This window comes from Kitasatospora sp. NBC_00458 (assembly GCF_036013975.1).
GTDB lineage: Bacteria > Actinomycetota > Actinomycetes > Streptomycetales > Streptomycetaceae > Kitasatospora.
In genome coordinates, this window is record NZ_CP107904.1 from 3,772,941 (window position 1) to 3,788,234 (window position 15,294).

12 protein-coding genes are annotated in these 15,294 nt (G+C 73.7%); 3 read left to right on the plus strand and 9 right to left on the minus strand.

Features of this window, described 5'->3' with window-relative positions:
* Nucleotides 1-47: 47 nt before the first annotated feature.
* Complete coding sequence (locus tag OG550_RS15170; RefSeq protein ID WP_327677823.1) at nt 48-293, minus strand: hypothetical protein; 246 nt, start codon at nt 291-293, stop codon at nt 48-50.
* A gap of 114 nt (nt 294-407) precedes the next feature.
* A complete protein-coding gene (gene tsaE, locus OG550_RS15175) occupies nt 408-905 on the minus strand; it encodes a tRNA (adenosine(37)-N6)-threonylcarbamoyltransferase complex ATPase subunit type 1 TsaE (RefSeq protein ID WP_327677825.1) in 498 nt (165 codons plus the stop codon).
* A gap of 378 nt (nt 906-1,283) precedes the next feature.
* On the opposite strand from tsaE, the gene OG550_RS15180 reads away from it, so the two are divergent.
* Nucleotides 1,284-2,531 (plus strand): LPXTG cell wall anchor domain-containing protein, encoded by a 1,248-nt coding sequence (locus OG550_RS15180; protein ID WP_327677827.1) that lies wholly within the window; start codon nt 1,284-1,286, stop codon nt 2,529-2,531.
* Nucleotides 2,532-3,539: 1,008 nt separating this feature from the next.
* Here OG550_RS15180 and OG550_RS15185 read toward each other — a convergent pair.
* The 3 genes from OG550_RS15185 to OG550_RS15195 form a co-directional block, all read right to left on the minus strand.
* Complete coding sequence (locus tag OG550_RS15185) at nt 3,540-4,820, minus strand: alpha/beta fold hydrolase (protein ID WP_327677829.1); 1,281 nt, start codon at nt 4,818-4,820, stop codon at nt 3,540-3,542.
* On the minus strand, nt 4,817-6,013 hold the full coding sequence (gene alr, locus OG550_RS15190; protein ID WP_327677831.1) for an alanine racemase: 1,197 nt from the start codon (nt 6,011-6,013) through the stop codon (nt 4,817-4,819). The genes OG550_RS15185 and alr overlap by 4 nt, the downstream gene beginning before the upstream one ends.
* Before the next feature lie 837 nt (nt 6,014-6,850).
* Nucleotides 6,851-8,443, minus strand: a complete 1,593-nt coding sequence (locus OG550_RS15195) for an NAD(P)H-hydrate epimerase (protein WP_327677833.1) — start codon at nt 8,441-8,443, stop codon at nt 6,851-6,853.
* Nucleotides 8,444-8,639: 196 nt separating this feature from the next.
* Here OG550_RS15195 and OG550_RS15200 point away from each other — a divergent pair, with 196 nt between their 5' ends.
* A complete protein-coding gene (locus tag OG550_RS15200; RefSeq protein WP_327677835.1) occupies nt 8,640-9,197 on the plus strand; it encodes a Uma2 family endonuclease in 558 nt (185 codons plus the stop codon).
* A gap of 160 nt (nt 9,198-9,357) precedes the next feature.
* On the opposite strand, the gene glmS is transcribed toward OG550_RS15200, so the two are convergent.
* Nucleotides 9,358-11,214: a glutamine--fructose-6-phosphate transaminase (isomerizing) gene (gene glmS, locus OG550_RS15205; protein ID WP_327677837.1), complete on the minus strand. Its 1,857-nt coding sequence runs from the start codon at nt 11,212-11,214 to the stop codon at nt 9,358-9,360.
* Between the two features lie 99 nt (nt 11,215-11,313).
* Here glmS and coaA point away from each other — a divergent pair, with 99 nt between their 5' ends.
* Complete coding sequence (gene coaA / locus OG550_RS15210) at nt 11,314-12,309, plus strand: type I pantothenate kinase (RefSeq protein ID WP_327677839.1); 996 nt, start codon at nt 11,314-11,316, stop codon at nt 12,307-12,309.
* 162 nt (nt 12,310-12,471) lie between these two features.
* On the opposite strand, the gene glmM is transcribed toward coaA, so the two are convergent.
* The 3 genes from glmM to rplM all read right to left on the minus strand — a co-directional run bounded on the left by glmM (nt 12,472) and on the right by rplM (nt 14,997).
* The gene (glmM, locus tag OG550_RS15215; RefSeq protein WP_327677841.1) at nt 12,472-13,836 is read right to left on the minus strand and encodes a phosphoglucosamine mutase; all 1,365 of its coding nucleotides are present in this window, start codon (nt 13,834-13,836) and stop codon (nt 12,472-12,474) included.
* Nucleotides 13,837-14,004: 168 nt separating this feature from the next.
* The gene (gene rpsI, locus OG550_RS15220; protein WP_327677843.1) at nt 14,005-14,508 is read right to left on the minus strand and encodes a 30S ribosomal protein S9; all 504 of its coding nucleotides are present in this window, start codon (nt 14,506-14,508) and stop codon (nt 14,005-14,007) included.
* 45 nt (nt 14,509-14,553) lie between these two features.
* Nucleotides 14,554-14,997, minus strand: coding sequence for a 50S ribosomal protein L13 (gene rplM, locus OG550_RS15225; protein WP_030055846.1), 444 nt, complete (start codon nt 14,995-14,997; stop codon nt 14,554-14,556).
* Nucleotides 14,998-15,294: the final 297 nt, after the last annotated feature.

Genomic DNA, 15,294 nt, shown 5'->3' on the forward strand with positions numbered 1-15,294 from the left:
CCGCGCGTCCGCCCGGCGCGTCCACGCCTCGGGTTCCGTCCGCGGTCCTACGCGGCCCGGCGGGTCCGGTGCTCGTGCGTGTCCACCGGTTCCCGGGCGGCCGCGGCATCCGCCGCACCCGCCTTCCCGGCGTCGCCCTCGGCCGGGCAGCGGCCCGGCGGGGTGGAGACCGCCTCCGCCGCGGCACAGGCGGCCAGCAGGGCCCGCATCGGGCCTCCCCGGTCACGGCGGGCGGGCTCTCCGGCTCCGGCACCGCGCGGCGCGCGCTCCGGGGCGGGGGTGGTGCTCGACATGGCGCCTCCCTAGTTAGGCAGACCTAACCGCAGCACCCATCCCACCACGCCCGGGACCCGGCCCGCAACATCTTCCCGACAGGCTGTCGGGAAGGCCCGACGGTCCCGTCCCCGTCAGGCCAGCACGGACAGCTCCACACCGTCCCAGCGGCCGCCGATGCCGGTCAGCCCCACCTGGCGCGGGTCCAGGTCGCCCCCCTCCGCGCCGGCGCCGATCGCCCGCTCGATCCGGACCTCCAGCCGGTCCTCCGAGAGCCGCTCGACCTTGCCCTCGCCCCACTCGACCACGACCACCGACTCGGGCAGCGAGACGTCCAGGTCGAGGTCCTCCATCTCGTCCAGGTCCCCGCCCAGCCGGTACGCGTCCACGTGGACCAGCGCGGGTCCGCCGACCAGCGACGGATGCACCCGGGCGATCACGAAGGTCGGCGAAGTGACCGCCCCGCGCACCCCGAGCCCCTCCCCCAGCCCCCGGGTCAGGGTGGTCTTCCCGGCACCCAGCTCGCCGGAGAGCAGCACCAGGTCCCCCGGCCGCAGCAGCGCGGCCAGCTCCCGGCCGAGCCGGCCCATCCGCTCGGGGGTGGCGACGGTGAGAGTGGCGTGCGAGCCCATGTGCGAATCAAGCCCTTCGGTCCGTACAGCGGCGCACCGACCGTCGGGCGCCCCCGCTACCGTGCCACATCCCCGGCCGTGCCCGCGCCGTACCCGCGGCGGGGTCGCGGCGGGCTCGCGCCGTACCCGCAGCGGGCTCGTGGCGGGCTCGTGGCGGAGGCCGCTCGGGGCCGCGGTGACCGTTCTGACCAGATCTGCCCTTCTTTGTCGGCGTCAGCCCGCCGACCTGCGGGGACCCGCTCCCAGGAAGTTCCCAGCAAGGCGCTACGGTCCTGATTCCGAACCTTTTTCCGGATCACCGGGGCAGCCTCCCGCACACCGTCCGGATCCCCCGTTCCGGGCACCCCGACTGCCCGGCCTCCCGATGAGGTCACACCGATGAAGCTCCGTCGCGGTCTCGCGATACCCGCCGCCGCCCTGGCCACGGCCTCCGTCATCGCGGCGGCCCCCGCCGCCCTGGCCGCGCCCGCGACCGGCACCGCCCTCGCCGCCGCGCAGGCCGCCTCCGAGCCGCAGGCGCCGCCGGTGCTGGCGTTCAAGAACTTCCCGGTCCGCGTCGTCGCGGGCGCCCCGGCCGTCGCCTTCAGCGCCGAGATCAGCAACACCTCCGGGCGCGACATGATCATCGAGCCGATGATCATGTTCGGTTCCGAGCGCAGCACGCTGACCGCCGCCCAGGTCAAGCTCCAGTTCCAGGACATCGACACCCACGCCTGGCGGGACGCCACCCCGTCGGTCGTCGGCACCGGCCTGCGCGCCGTGACGCTCGACCTCGGCGAGCTGCTCTACCTGCCGAACGGCGAGTCGCTCACCTTCCAGCTCAAGCTGTCGCTGACCGCCGACGCCGTCGCGGACGACGCCGTCGCCCGGCTGTCGTTGTTCTTCGACGACCCGGACGAGGACCCGGCGGAGGGGCCGAGCTCGGCCCTCGGCCCCAAGGGCAACTTCGTGGTCATCGGCGCCGGCCAGGGGACGGCCGGCCCGTCGGCCAGCCCGTCCGCGACCACCGGCCCGTCCGCGACCGCGACCGCCTCGCCGACCGCCACGGGCAGCCCGACCGGTACGCCGTCGACCACGGCCACCGCCACCCCGTCGGCCACCGCCACGGCCACGCCGACCACCACGGCCACGGCCTCGCCGACCGCCACCGGTACCCCGACCGGTACGCCGTCGGCCACGGCCACCGCCACGGCCACCGCCACGGGCACCGCCTCGCCGACCGCCACCCCGACCGGTACGCCGTCCGCCACCACGACGGCGTCCGCGTCCTCCTCGCCTTCGGCCACCGCCTCCGCCACCGTCGCGCCCGGCGCCACCGGCACCCCGACGACCGGCGGCACCGGCACCGGCACCGGCACCGGCAGCACGGGTGGCGCCGCGCAGATCACCCTCCCCGACGCCGCCGCCCTCCAGAAGGTGGCGTCGAACAAGCCGCGGCCCTCCGCCGAGGCGATCGCCAAGGCCAAGGCGAAGGCCGCCGCCCGCCCGTCCGGCGGCAGCAACCTGGCCACCACCGGTGGCGGCGACGACACCACCGGCATCGCGCTGATCGGCGGTGCCGTGCTGGCCGCCGGTGTCGGTACGCTCGTCGTGCTGCGCCGCCGCAAGGGCAACGCGAGCGCCTGACGCCCCGCGCACCACGAACCGGTGGCCCGGCCCCTGCTGGTGAGGGGCCGGGCCACCACCTTTCCGGCAGGACCCCGTCCGCACCCGAACCCGCCGCAGCCCAACCCGCCGCGTCCGGCCCGCGCCCGGCGACCGGGTGTCCTCCCCCGAGCCTCCGGCCGGGGGGGAGCCCCCGCGCTGATGCGACGCGAATCGTCAGACAAGCCCAGGAACCGTCTCCAAGGATTCAGATCCAGCGCGGGAACGAGGCAATGGCGACGGGGGCCTGGCACGGAATCGCGGGTCTTGTCGCAGCGGTCGGCCGGACCCCGGCACCGCTTCGGTCGGTCGGTCGGTCGGAACAGGGTTCGTCGACGTCGCCTGCCGCGTCCGCGCAGGCCGGTGGGGATCCTGCGGAAGCCGTGGCCCTTGTCGGCGATCACGTGGCCGGGCCGAGTGCGTGAGCGGCCCGCACCGGTTCTCGGACCCCGGACCGCCGCCGCGACGGCTTCGAGGCGGGTGCAGTCGTCGGCGTCGCCGCCGGTCAGGACGAAGCCGAGCAGGCGGCCCCGGCCGTCGCAGGCCGTGCGGAGCTCGGCGCTCGGTCCTCCACCGGATCGGCCGGGGGCGTTTCACCCGCGTCGCCCCGGTCGCGCGCCCCGTTATCCCGACGGCGTGCCGACGGACCCGCACGACCCTCGCGTCGACCGACGCCAGCCGGCCGATGTCCGCGGCCGGGCCCTTCTCCGCCCGGACCGCACGGCGCAGCCGGGAGCACGTGCCGTCCGGTGCCCACCTGCGGAAACGTCTGCGCAGGCTCCGCCATGAGCCCTACGGCTTCGGCCCGTCCCGCCAGGACGTGCCGGAGCACCACTTCCACACGATCCCGTTCAGCACCACCCGGTCGTCCGACCGTGGACGCCCCGCACCACCGGTGCGGGCGGGAACCGCGACGACGCGGCCCACTCGGCGTCCGACCTCGGCATCCGACAGTTCATGACGACGCACCACGGCCGACATGGTCTCTCGTCACTCGACCGGCTTGGCGGACGGCTCCTGGACCGACTCGCGCAACGAGGCCGGGAGCGGGGCGGCCCCCCGGTAGGCGGCGGCCTGCTCCAGCAGGTTCACCAGCCGGCGGTCGACGACGTCGGGGCGCTCCAGCATTACCAGGTGCCCGGCGTCCTCGACCAGGACCAGCTCGGCGCCCGGCAGCTGCCCGGCCATCACCTCGCCGTGGCCCGGCGGGGTCAACAGGTCCTTCGTGCCGGTCAGCACCAGGGTCGGGACACCGCGCAGGGCGCCCAGTGCCTCGGTCTTCTCGTGCGCGGCGAAGACCGGGTAGAACTCCGCCACCACGTCGATCGGGGTCGCGTCGAGCAGCTGCTCGGCGAACCGGACCACGCCCGGGTCGACGTCCTTCCCCCCGAAGGAGAACCGCCGGTAGAACACGGCGCTGACGTCCGCCCCCAGCCGGCGGGTCGCCTCGACCAGGTCGACCTGACGGCCGAGCAGCCGCACCATGCCCGGCGCGACCTTCTTGAACAGCTTGGCGCCCGCCGCGGGCAGGCCGAGGGTGACGGCGTCCCAGTTCCCCGCCAGGGTGCCGATCAGGCCGACCCCGGCGACCCGCTCGCGGAACAGCTCCGGGTGCTGGTCGGCCAGCGCCATCACCGTCATGCCGCCCATCGAGTGGCCGACCAGGACCAGCGGGCCGGTGGGTGCGACGGCGTCGATGACGGCCTTCAGATCGCCGCCCAGCTGGTCGATGCCGGCCGGCTCACCCGCCAGGTAGGAGCGGGAGCGCTCCGAACGGCCGTGGCTGCGCTGGTCCCAGAAGACCAGCCGCAGGCCGGCGCGGAGCGCGGCGCGCTGGAAGTGCCAGCTGTCCTGGCTGAGGCAGTAACCGTGGCAGAAGACCACGGTCAGCGGCTCCGCGCCGCCGACCGGCGGGCCGCCCGGCCGTTCATCCTGCTGTTCATCCGGCCAGCCGGTGCCGTCCAGCTCCACGTACAGCTCGGTGCCGTCGGCGGCGGCCACCGTGCGGGGGCGACCGCGCAGCGAGCCGTACGGGGCCTTCGCGTCCAGTTCGGCGCGGGCCCGGCGGCGCATCGCCCGGCCGACCGTCAGCCGCTCGATCGCCACGCCGGCCGCGGCGCCGGCGGCGAGCACGCCGACCGAGATGCCGATCAGGCCCGCCCGGCTCACTCCGGGGTTCGCGCCGGACGCCGCGTCCGCCACCGCTTCGACGGCCTTCCCGGCCGCCTTGGCCACCGTCGTGACCGGGTCGGAGCCGGGCTGCCCACTCATCCGAGCAGCTCCCCGTCCGAACCGCCGACGTAGCGGCGCGGCACCCGGGAGCCGATCCGGGTCACGATCTCGTAGGAGATGGTGCCGCAGGCGCGGCCCCAGTCCTCGGCGGTCGGCTCGCCGCGGTCACCGTTGCCGAACAGGAGCACCTCGTCGCCGACCGCCGGGGTGTCACCGCCGAGGTCGACGACGAACTGGTCCATCGCCACCCGGCCTGCCACCGTCCGCCACTTGCCGTCGATCTGCACCGGACCGATGCCGCTCGCGTGCCGGGGGACCCCGTCGCCGTAACCGACCGGGACGAGGCCCAGCGTGGTCGGGCCGGGGGTGGTGTAGTGGTGGCCGTAACTGACGCCGTGCCCACCGGGCACGTGCTTGACCAGGGCCAGCCGGGCGGTCAGCGACATCACCGGGCGCAGGCCGAAGTCGGCCGGCGAACCGACCTCCGGAACGGGCGACAACCCGTACATCGCCAGGCCGGTACGGACCATGTCGAAGTGCGACTGCGGCAGGAGCAGGGTGGCCGGCGAATTGGCCAGGTGGCGGACCTCCGGGCGCAGGCCGGCCGCCTCGGCGGTGACCAGCGCGGCGCGGTAGGCGTCCAGCTGGGCCTGGATCGACGGGTGCCCCGGTTCGTCGGCGGCCGCGAAGTGCGACCAGACGCCGACCACGGTGAGCAGGCCGTCCAGCTCGGCACGGCGGGCGGCGGCGACCAACTCGGGCCAGTCGTGCGGCTGGCAGCCGTTGCGGCCCAGACCGGTGTCGGCCTTCAGGTGCACGCGGGCCGGGAGGCCGGTGGTGCGGACGGCGGCGAGCAGCTCGTCCAGCGCCCACCGACCGCTGACCGAGATGTCGATGTCGGCGAGCAGCGCCTCCCGCCAGGGGCCGCCGGGGGTCCAGAGCCAGCAGAGGACGCGGGCCTGGTCCGGGCGGATGCCCGCGGCACGCAGGGCGAGCGCCTCCTCCGGCGTCGCGGTGCCCAGCCAGCCGACACCTGCGGCAACCGCCTCCCGGGCACACCGCAGGGCGCCGTGGCCGTAGGCGTCCGCCTTGACCGCGGCCATCACCGTGGCGCCGCCGATGCGCTCGCGCAGCGCGTCGAGGTTGCCCCGCAGGGCGGCCAGATCGATGATCGCCTCGGCCCGCGCTCCGTCGGTGAGGGTGGCCGTAGCGATCGTGTTCGCAGTTGTCATCAGGGTCAGTCTCCCAGACGTCCCAGGGTCCTCGCCGAACGGCCCGTCGGCACGCCGCCCCGGGGCATCCCCACCGACCGGCTCGCACGACCCGCCACCCCTCACCGGACGCCCACGAATCACCCCCCGGTTCCCGCGGGCCACCACCCGCCCGCCCCACCTGCCCCTGCGCCCACCATCCGGCTCGCCCCTACCCCGGGGGAAATATGCAGACCGGTCTACTTATTGGCGCCGCCCTCGGGAGCCTGCGCACCGCATGCCGCACGCCGCACGCCGCACGCCGCACAGGAAGTCGGCCGGTCCGACTTCCTGCTCCACCGGCACCCGCCCAACGCCTCGCCCGTCCCAGAAAATATGTAGACCGGTCCACCTATTTATGTGGGCGCCCGATCGTGCGCACACCCCCGCCACCACGCCGCTGCACAGAAAGTCGGCGGGCCCGACTTTTCACTCCCGCCACGCCACAACCGCCCACCCGGACGTACTCCCAGCCCCACCCCGCCACACCCGCCGGCCACCCGCACATCCACGCGATCACCGTCGACACCCGAGCACCCGCACACCCACGCGCCCGCTCCCCATCGCGCCATCCGCATCCGCCCACCCGCAGCCTCACCCGCGCGCTCACCCCGGCTTCCCCGCCGCGCCGCGCCGCACCCGCCCGCCCCTTGCTTCCCAAAAATATGCAGACCGGTCTACCTACTCTGCCCCTCCACCCCTGCGCCCCGAAGTACTGCGCAGGAAGTCGGCCGGTCCGACTTCCTGCGCAGCGAACAAGCGAGGCAAAGCGCACCGGACAGCACACTATGTAGACCGGTCGGCATATTCCTTCCGGCGTCAGCTCGCCTGGCTCGACGCCGTCCGGACGTCGCGCCAGGCGTCGGGGAGGGCGGCGGCCACCTGGAGGGCGGTGATGGGGGCGCCGGGGGCGCCGGCCGCGCGGCGGGCGGCGAGTCCGTGCAGGTACGCGGCCACCGCGGCGGCGTCCAACGGGGAGAGCCCGGTGGACAGCAGTGAGCCGGCCAGGCCGGCGAGCACGTCGCCGCTTCCCGCGGTGGCAAGCCAGGAGCTGCCGGTCGGGTTGACGCGCACCCCGCCGCCCGGGTCGGCGACCACCGTGGTGGATCCCTTCAGCAGCACCGTCGCCCGATACGCGGCCGCGAGCCGGCGGGCCGTGACCAGCCGGGCGGCGGCCAGCTCGTCGGCGGCCGGCGGCCTGACCTCGCCGCCCCCGCTCGCCCTCTCCCCCGCACCGGCACCGGCACCGGCTCCGGCTCCGGCGCCCGCACCCCCACCGGCCTCAACCCCACCCGCCTCAACCCCACGCCCCGCGCCCGCCAGCAGGCGGGCCGCCTCGCCCGTGTGCGGGGTGAGCAGCGTGGGCGCCGTCCGCCCGGCCAGCGCCTGCGGCCCGAGGCGGGCCAGCTCGGTCAGCCCGTCCGCGTCCACCAGCACCGGGACGTCGCTCGCCAGCGCTTCGGCGAGCGCCCGCTCCGCCCCCTCTCCCCCGCCAGGCCCGACCACCCAGGCCTGCACCCGTCCGGCGCCGGCCGGTCCGCCCTCGGTGACCAGCGCCTCGGGGTACCGCCGCACCACGTCCTCCGCCGCCGTCCCCACGTACCGCACCGCTCCCGCGCCTCCGTGCAGCGCCCCGGCCACCGCGAGCAGCGCCGCCCCGGGGTACCGCGCCGAGCCGGCCGCCACACCCACCACCCCGCGCCGGTACTTGTCGCTCTCCGCCCCCGGCACCGGCAGCAGCGCGGCCACGTCGGCGTGCTGGAGCGCCGCCACGTCGGCCGGCGGCAGGGCCAGGCCGATCCCCACCAGCTGCACCGCCCCCGCGTACGAGGCTCCCGGGTCGATCAGCAGCCCCGGCTTGTACGTGCCGAAGCAGACCGTCACGTCCGCCCGCAGGGCCACGCCCGCCACTTCACCGGTGTCGGCGTCCACCCCGCTCGGCACGTCCACGGCCACCACCGGCCCGTTCCGGCCGGCCCGCGCGTACGGCTGTGCCTCCGGCCGCAGACCGCCGCGACCGCCGATGCCGACGATGCCGTCCAGCACGAGGTCCGCGCGCGAGAAGTCGGCCAGGCCGACTTCCTGGTCCGGCTCCACCCGACCGCCCGCCGACCGCAGCGCCGCGAGGCCCCCGGCGTGGGCCCGCCCGGGTGCCGTCAGCACCGCCGTCACCCGGGCGCCGCGCCGGGCCAGCGCCGCGCCCGCGTACAGGGCGTCGCCCCCGTTGTCGCCGCTGCCCGCCAGCACCACCACCCGGCTGCCGTAGACGCGGCCGCGCCTGCGGGTCAGCAGCCGGGCACAGGTCGCGGCGAGGCCGACGGCGGCGCGCTGCATCAGGGTGCCCTCCGGCAGCCCGGCCATCAGTTCGGCCTCGGCGGCCCGGACCTGCTCGACACGGTGAGCACTGCGCATGACGGGATCCCCCGGTCTTCGACGACGGATGGCAGGGACGGACGACGGCTACCGCCGACGCTACGCGACCGACCTCCCCGCGGGCCCCGAGGCTTTACGGCACACTTTCGAGTGACACCCACTTCGATCCCCCACCGGCTGCGCTCCGCACACCTACCGTGTCGCTCGGCACGGACCAGCAGGAGGGAGAAGGGCCATGGTCGCCATGCCGGCAATCGAGCGTCCGACGGACCAGGACGGCATCATCCAGGCATTCCTGGAGCTGGACACGCCGCCCGGATTCAAGGCCGAACTCATCGAAGGGGAGATCGTCGTGACCCCGCCACCGGACGGATCTCATGAAACCGCGTTCTCGCTCATCAACCGGCAGTTCATGCGCAAGGCCGAGATCGAGTTCGATCTGTCGGGCAACAAGGGCCTGATCACGCCCAAGGGCCGCTTCATCCCGGACGGGACGGTCAGCAGGGTCGGCCACTTCGAGAACAGTGGCAGCTGGGCCCCCGCAGCGGGAGTCCTGCTGGTCTTCGAGATCACCTCCACCAACCCCGGCAAGGACCGCGGCCCCAAGCGGAACGGCTACGCCGCGGCCGGTGTCCCCTGCTACCTGCTGGTCGACCGGGGCGAGGGCAAGGTCACCCTCTTCACCGACCCGGAGGGCGAGGACTACACCGCCCACGTCCAAGTCGACTTCGGCAAGCCGATCGACCTGCCCGCGCCGTTCTCGTTCACCCTGGACACGGCCCCCCTGAAGTAGCCCTGAACCTGGAGCAGCGCCCCCGGCCGGGCACCGGGCCCGACGCCCGCCCCCGATACCCCCGCCCCGCCCCCGGACAGCAAGGTGCCCCCGCGGTAGGACGCAGCCACCACGGGGGCACCGAACGGACGGACGGGACGGACGGGACGGACGGGACGGACTACTCGACGGTGACCGACTTCGCCAGGTTGCGCGGCTGGTCGACCTCGTGGCCCTTGGCCGTGGCCAGCTCGCAGGCGAAGACCTGCAGCGGCACGGTGGAGACCAGCGGCTGCAGCAGCGTCGGCGTGACCGGGATCCGGATCAGGTGGTCCGCGTACGGGACGACCGCCTCGTCGCCCTCCTCCGCGATGACGATCGTGCGGGCACCGCGGGCCCGGATCTCCTGGATGTTGGAGACGATCTTGTCGTGCAGGATCGACCGCCCGCGCGGCGACGGGACGACCACCACGACCGGCAGCCCCTCCTCGATCAGCGCGATCGGCCCGTGCTTCAGCTCGCCCGCCGCGAAGCCCTCGGCGTGCATGTAGGCGAGCTCCTTGAGCTTGAGCGCGCCCTCCAGGGCCACCGGGAAGCCCACGTGCCGGCCGAGGAAGAGCACCGAGCGCGCGTCGGCCAGCGAGCGGGCCAGCTCGCGCACCGGCTCCATGGTCTCCAGCACCTGCTCGACCTGGCGCGGGGCGTCGCCGAGCTCCTTGATGACGGCGAGGATCTCGTCGCCCCACTTGGTGCCGCGCACCTGGCCGAGGTACAGCGCGACCAGGTAGCAGGCGACCAGCTGGGTCAGGAACGCCTTGGTGGAGGCGACCGCGACCTCGGGCCCGGCGTGCGTGTACAGCACCGCGTCCGACTCGCGCGGGATGGTGGAGCCGTTGGTGTTGCAGATCGCCAGCACCTTGGCGCCCTGTTCGCGCGCGTGCCGCAGCGCCATCAGGGTGTCCATGGTCTCGCCGGACTGCGAGATCGCGATGACCAGCGTGCCCGGGCCCATGATCGGGTCGCGGTACCGGAACTCGGACGCGACCTCCACCTCGCAGGGGATCCGGGTCCAGTGCTCGATCGCGTACTTGGCGATCATGCCCGCGTGGAACGCGGTGCCGCAGGCGACGATGACGACCTTGTCGACCGACCGCAGGTCGGCGTCGGAGATCCGCAGCTCGTCGAGGGTGAGCCGGCCGTCGGAGCCGATCCGGCCGAGCAGGGTGTCCGCGACGGCCTTCGGCTGCTCGGCGATCTCCTTGAGCATGAAGTAGTCGTAGCCGCCCTTCTCGGCGGCGGAGGCGTCCCAGTCGACGTGGTACTCGCGCACCTCGGCCGGGGTGCCGTCGAAGTTGGTGACCGTGACCGCGTCGCGGCGCAGCTCGACGACCTGGTCCTGGCCCAGCTCGATCGCCTCGCGGGTGTGCGCGATGAAGGCGGCGACGTCGGAGGCGAGGAAGTTCTCGCCCTCGCCGCGCCCGACCACCAGCGGCGAGTTGCGGCGGGCGCCGACGACGACGTCGGGCGCGTCCGCGTGCACGGCGACGAGGGTGAAGGCGCCGTCGAGGCGGCGGCAGACCGCCCGCATGGCCTCGGCCAGGTCGCCGTCGTAGAGCTCGCCGAGCAGGTGGGCGACGACCTCGGTGTCGGTCTCCGAGCGCAGGGTGTGGCCGCGCTCGGCCAGCTCGGCCCGGAGCTGGGCGAAGTTCTCGATGATGCCGTTGTGGACCACGGCCACCCGGAGGGCGTCGTCCAGGTGGGGGTGGGCGTTGGCGTCGGTCGGGCCGCCGTGGGTGGCCCATCGGGTGTGCCCGATGCCGGTGGTGCCGCCGGGAAGAGGGGTCTCGGCGAGCGACTTCTCCAGGTTGGCGAGCTTTCCGGCCCGCTTGTCGGTGGCGAGGCTCCACTGCCCGTCGGAGCCCTGCACCTGCACCGCGACACCGGCGGAGTCGTAACCCCGGTACTCCAGTCGCTGCAGGCCTGCGATTACTACGTCAAGCGCGGGCTGGGAGCCCACGTATCCAACAATTCCGCACATGCGTGCCAGCATAAGGGCGCTCCGAACGCCCCATTCGCGCGGTTCGCCCACAGCGCGTGACCGACACCACAACCACCACGAACGGCGCTACGGCTCACAATGGAGCATGTGCTGACCGAACTGTGTACGCGGGGCGCCACCACGCCCGGCCCGTCGCCGTCCCCCTACGTGGACCTCAGTCGGGCCGAGTGGAGCGCGCTGCGCGAGCGTACGCCGCTGCCGCTGACCGCGCAGGAGGTGGAACGGCTGCGCGGCCTGGGCACCGCCCTCGACCTGGACGAGGTCCGTGACGTCTACCTGCCGCTGTCCCGGCTGCTGAACCTCTACATCCACGCCACGCACGACCTGCGGGGCGCGCTGGGCACGTTCCTGGACACCGGGGACACCGAGCGCACCCGCACCCCGTTCATCATCGGGGTGGCCGGCTCGGTCGCGGTCGGCAAGTCCACCACGGCCCGCCTGCTGCAGGCGCTGCTGGCCCGCTGGCCGGAACACCCCCGGGTCGAGCTGGTCACCACGGACGGGTTCCTGCTGCCCAACGCCGAGCTGCGCAGACGCGGGCTGATGGCCCGCAAGGGCTTCCCCGAGTCGTACGACCGCCGGGCGCTGATGCGGTTCGTCGCGGACGTGAAGGCCGGCAAGGAGAGGGTCTCCGCCCCGGTCTACTCGCACCTGGTGTACGACATCGTGCCCGGGGAGCGGCTCACCGTGGAGCGCCCGGACATCCTGATCGTCGAGGGGCTGAACGTGCTCCAGCCGGCGCTGCCCGGCAACGACGGCCGGACCAGGCTCGCGGTGACCGACTACTTCGACTTCTCGATCTACGTCGACGCCCGCACCGACGACATCGAGAGCTGGTACCTGGACCGGTTCCGCAAGCTGCGCCGGACGGCCTTCCAGGACCCGAACTCCTACTTCCGCCGGTTCACCGAGGTGCCGGAGGAGGAGGCGATGGAGTACGGCCGCCAGGTGTGGCGCACCATCAACAAGCCGAACCTGCTGGAGAACGTGCTGCCCACCCGCGGCAGGGCGACGCTGATCCTGCAGAAGGGCTCGGACCACAAGGTCCGCCGGGCGCTGCTGCGCAAGCTCTGAGGCGGCGTGCCCGGGACGGCCCCGGGCGCGCCGAAGGGTCCGGACGCACCGGACGGCCCGGACGCACCGGACGCACCCCGGACGGCCCGGGTGCGCCGAGGACCCCGGACACGCCGGAGGGCCCCCGCCGAGGCGGGGGCCCTCCGGCACGCGGCGGGGCGGTCAGCCCAGGTACGTCCGGACCGCCTCGGCGAGCCGCTCCGCGACGGCCTTGGACTGCGACTCGTCGGCGGCCTCGACCATCACCCGGACCAGCGGCTCGGTGCCGGAGGACCGCAGCAGCACCCGGCCGGTGGAGCCCAGCTCGGCTTCGGCCGCGGCGACGGCGGCGGCCAGCTCCTCGCTGGTGTTCACCCGGCTCTTGTCGACGCCCTTGACGTTGATCAGCACCTGCGGCAGCCGGGTCATCACGGCGGCCAGGTCGGCCAGCGGCTGCTTGGTGGCGGCCAGCCGGGCACCGAGCATCAGGCCGGTCAGCGTGCCGTCGCCGGTGGTCGCGTGGTCGAGCAGGATGACGTGGCCGGACTGCTCGCCGCCCAGCGCGAAGCCGTGCTGCTTCATCGCCTCCAGCACGTACCGGTCGCCGACGGCGGTCTCGACCAGCTCGATGCCCTCGCGCTCCATCGCCAGCTTGAAGCCCAGGTTGGACATCACGGTGGCGACGACCGTGTTGCGGCGCAGCGAGCCGGCCTCCTTCATGGCGACCGCGAGGATCGCGATGATCTGGTCGCCGTCGACCTCGTCGCCGTCCGCGTCGGCGGCCAGGCAGCGGTCGGCGTCGCCGTCGAGGGCGATGCCGAGGTCCGCCTGGTACTCGCGCATGGCGGTGCGCAGCCGGTCCAGGTGGGTGGAGCCGACGCCGTCGTTGATGTTGAGGCCGGTGGGCTCGGCACCCAGGGTGTGGACGACCTCGGCGCCGGCCCGGGCGAAGGCCTCGGGGGCGACGTACGCGGCCGCGCCGTGCGCGCCGTCGATGACGACCCGGATGCCGTCCAGGCGGTTGGGCAGCACGCCGATCAGGTGGGCGACGTACTTGTCGAAGCCCTCGGTGTACTCGCGGACCCGGCCGACGGCCGCGCCGGTCGGGCGCTTCCACTCGTCACTGCCGACGGAGTACGTCCGGTAGTGGGCCTCGATGGCGTCCTCGATGCGGTCGTCCAGCTTGTGGCCGCCGCGGGCGAGGAACTTGATGCCGTTGTCCGGCATGGCGTTGTGGCTGGCGGAGAGCATCACGCCGAAGTCCGCGCCGAGGGCGCCGGTGAGGTACGCCACCGCGGGGGTGGGCAGGACCCCGACCCGCAGCACGTCGACGCCCGCGCTGGCCAGGCCGGCGATGACCGCGGCCTCCAGGAACTCGCCCGAGGCGCGCGGGTCACGGCCGACCACCGCGACCGGCCGGTGGCCGTCGAAGGCCCCCGCCTCGCCGAGCACGTGTGCCGCCGCGACCGACAGCCCGAGCGCCAGCTCGGCCGTCAGTCCTTCGTTGGCCACACCGCGTACGCCGTCCGTACCGAAGAGTCGTCCCACTGTCCCGTCCTCCATCGCCGCAATGCCTTGCAGTGAATCCGATCGAATCCCCGGCTTCCGCACAATGGCCGGGGAGCACGACGCCCCGGAGTACGCGAAGTACTCCGGGGCGTGAGAGCGCGTCCGGGGGCGTGCACCACCAGGGCGGTACGCACCCCCGGGGCGCGACTAGCGCTTGCTGTACTGCGGCGCCTTGCGGGCCTTCTTGAGACCGGCCTTCTTGCGCTCAACGGCACGCGCGTCACGCATCAGGAAGCCGGCCTTCTTGAGGGCGGCGCGGTTGTTGTCCACGTCGGCCTCGTTCAGGGCGCGGGCCACGCCGAGGCGCAGCGCGTAGGCCTGACCGGACACGCCGCCGCCGGTGATGCGGGCGACCACGTCGTAACGGCCGTCGAGCTCCAGGAGCTTGAAGGGCTCGTTCACGGTCTGCTGGTGCACCTTGTTGGGGAAGTAGTTCTCCAGGGTGCGGCCGTTGATCTTCCACTGGCCGGTGCCGGGGACGATGCGCACGCGGGCGATCGCCTCCTTGCGACGGCCGAGGCCGGCGCCGGGGACGGCCTCGCCGAAGCGGCCGGCCAGGGACTCGGAGGTGTAGCTCTCCTCGGAGGTGTACTCGCCCTCGACGACAGTCTCGTCGAAGTCGACCTCAAGGGTTTCGGTGGTCTCGGCCACGGTGTTCCTCAGCTCTTTTCAGTGTTGGGGGGCTCGGTGGCCGAATTACTGCGCGACCTGGGTGATCTCGAACGGGACCGGCTGCTGGGCAGCGTGCGGGTGCTGGTCGCCCGAGTAGACCTTCAGCTTGGAGAGCATCTGACGGCCCAGGCTGTTCTTGGGGATCATGCCCTTGATGGCCTTCTCGACGGCCTTCTCCGGGTTGTTCGCCAGGAGGTCGTCGTAGCGGACCGAGCGGAGACCGCCCGGGAAGCCGCTGTGGCGGTACGCCAGCTTCTGGGTCTTCTTGTTGCCCGACAGGTGCACCTTGTCCGCGTTGATGATGATGACGAAGTCACCGGTGTCAACGTGCGGCGCGTAGATCGCCTTGTGCTTACCCCGGAGGAGGTTGGCGGCCTGGGAGGCCAGGCGGCCGAGCACGACGTCGGTCGCGTCGATGACGTGCCACTGACGCTGGACGTCGCCGGGCTTGGGGCTGTACGTACGCACGGTCGTAGCCTCTGCTTTTCAGTGAGTGAGTCCTGACAGGAGCACCGGGTCGAGGGCATCAGCCTGGCCGCCTTGGACGCAATTCAAGGGGGGCCGCTGGGTGGTCGACCTGATATCTCCGGCGTACCGACCTCTCACGTGAGATAGAGCGAGCCAATACGCACATCAAGCGCCCAGGCTACCGGGCCCACCGGGGAGGGTCAAAATCCGCCCGCCGGAACCTCCGCCCGGACGGCCCGGACCGCCCCGGTCCGGGCCCCGGTCGGACCGGGGTCCGAACCGGTCGTTCCGGGTCGG

Coding starts and splice junctions, on each gene's coding strand:
- OG550_RS15195 (WP_327677833.1), bottom strand. CDS start 8,443: ATGCGCAGTGCTCACCGTGTCGAGCAGGTCCGGGCCGCCGAGGCCGAA.
- glmS (WP_327677837.1), bottom strand. CDS start 11,214: ATGTGCGGAATTGTTGGATACGTGGGCTCCCAGCCCGCGCTTGACGTA.
- coaA (WP_327677839.1), top strand. CDS start 11,314: ATGGAGCATGTGCTGACCGAACTGTGTACGCGGGGCGCCACCACGCCC.
- OG550_RS15185 (WP_327677829.1), bottom strand. CDS start 4,820: ATGAGTGGGCAGCCCGGCTCCGACCCGGTCACGACGGTGGCCAAGGCG.
- OG550_RS15170 (WP_327677823.1), bottom strand. CDS start 293: ATGTCGAGCACCACCCCCGCCCCGGAGCGCGCGCCGCGCGGTGCCGGA.
- OG550_RS15200 (WP_327677835.1), top strand. CDS start 8,640: ATGGTCGCCATGCCGGCAATCGAGCGTCCGACGGACCAGGACGGCATC.
- OG550_RS15180 (WP_327677827.1), top strand. CDS start 1,284: ATGAAGCTCCGTCGCGGTCTCGCGATACCCGCCGCCGCCCTGGCCACG.
- tsaE (WP_327677825.1), bottom strand. CDS start 905: ATGGGCTCGCACGCCACTCTCACCGTCGCCACCCCCGAGCGGATGGGC.
- alr (WP_327677831.1), bottom strand. CDS start 6,013: ATGACAACTGCGAACACGATCGCTACGGCCACCCTCACCGACGGAGCG.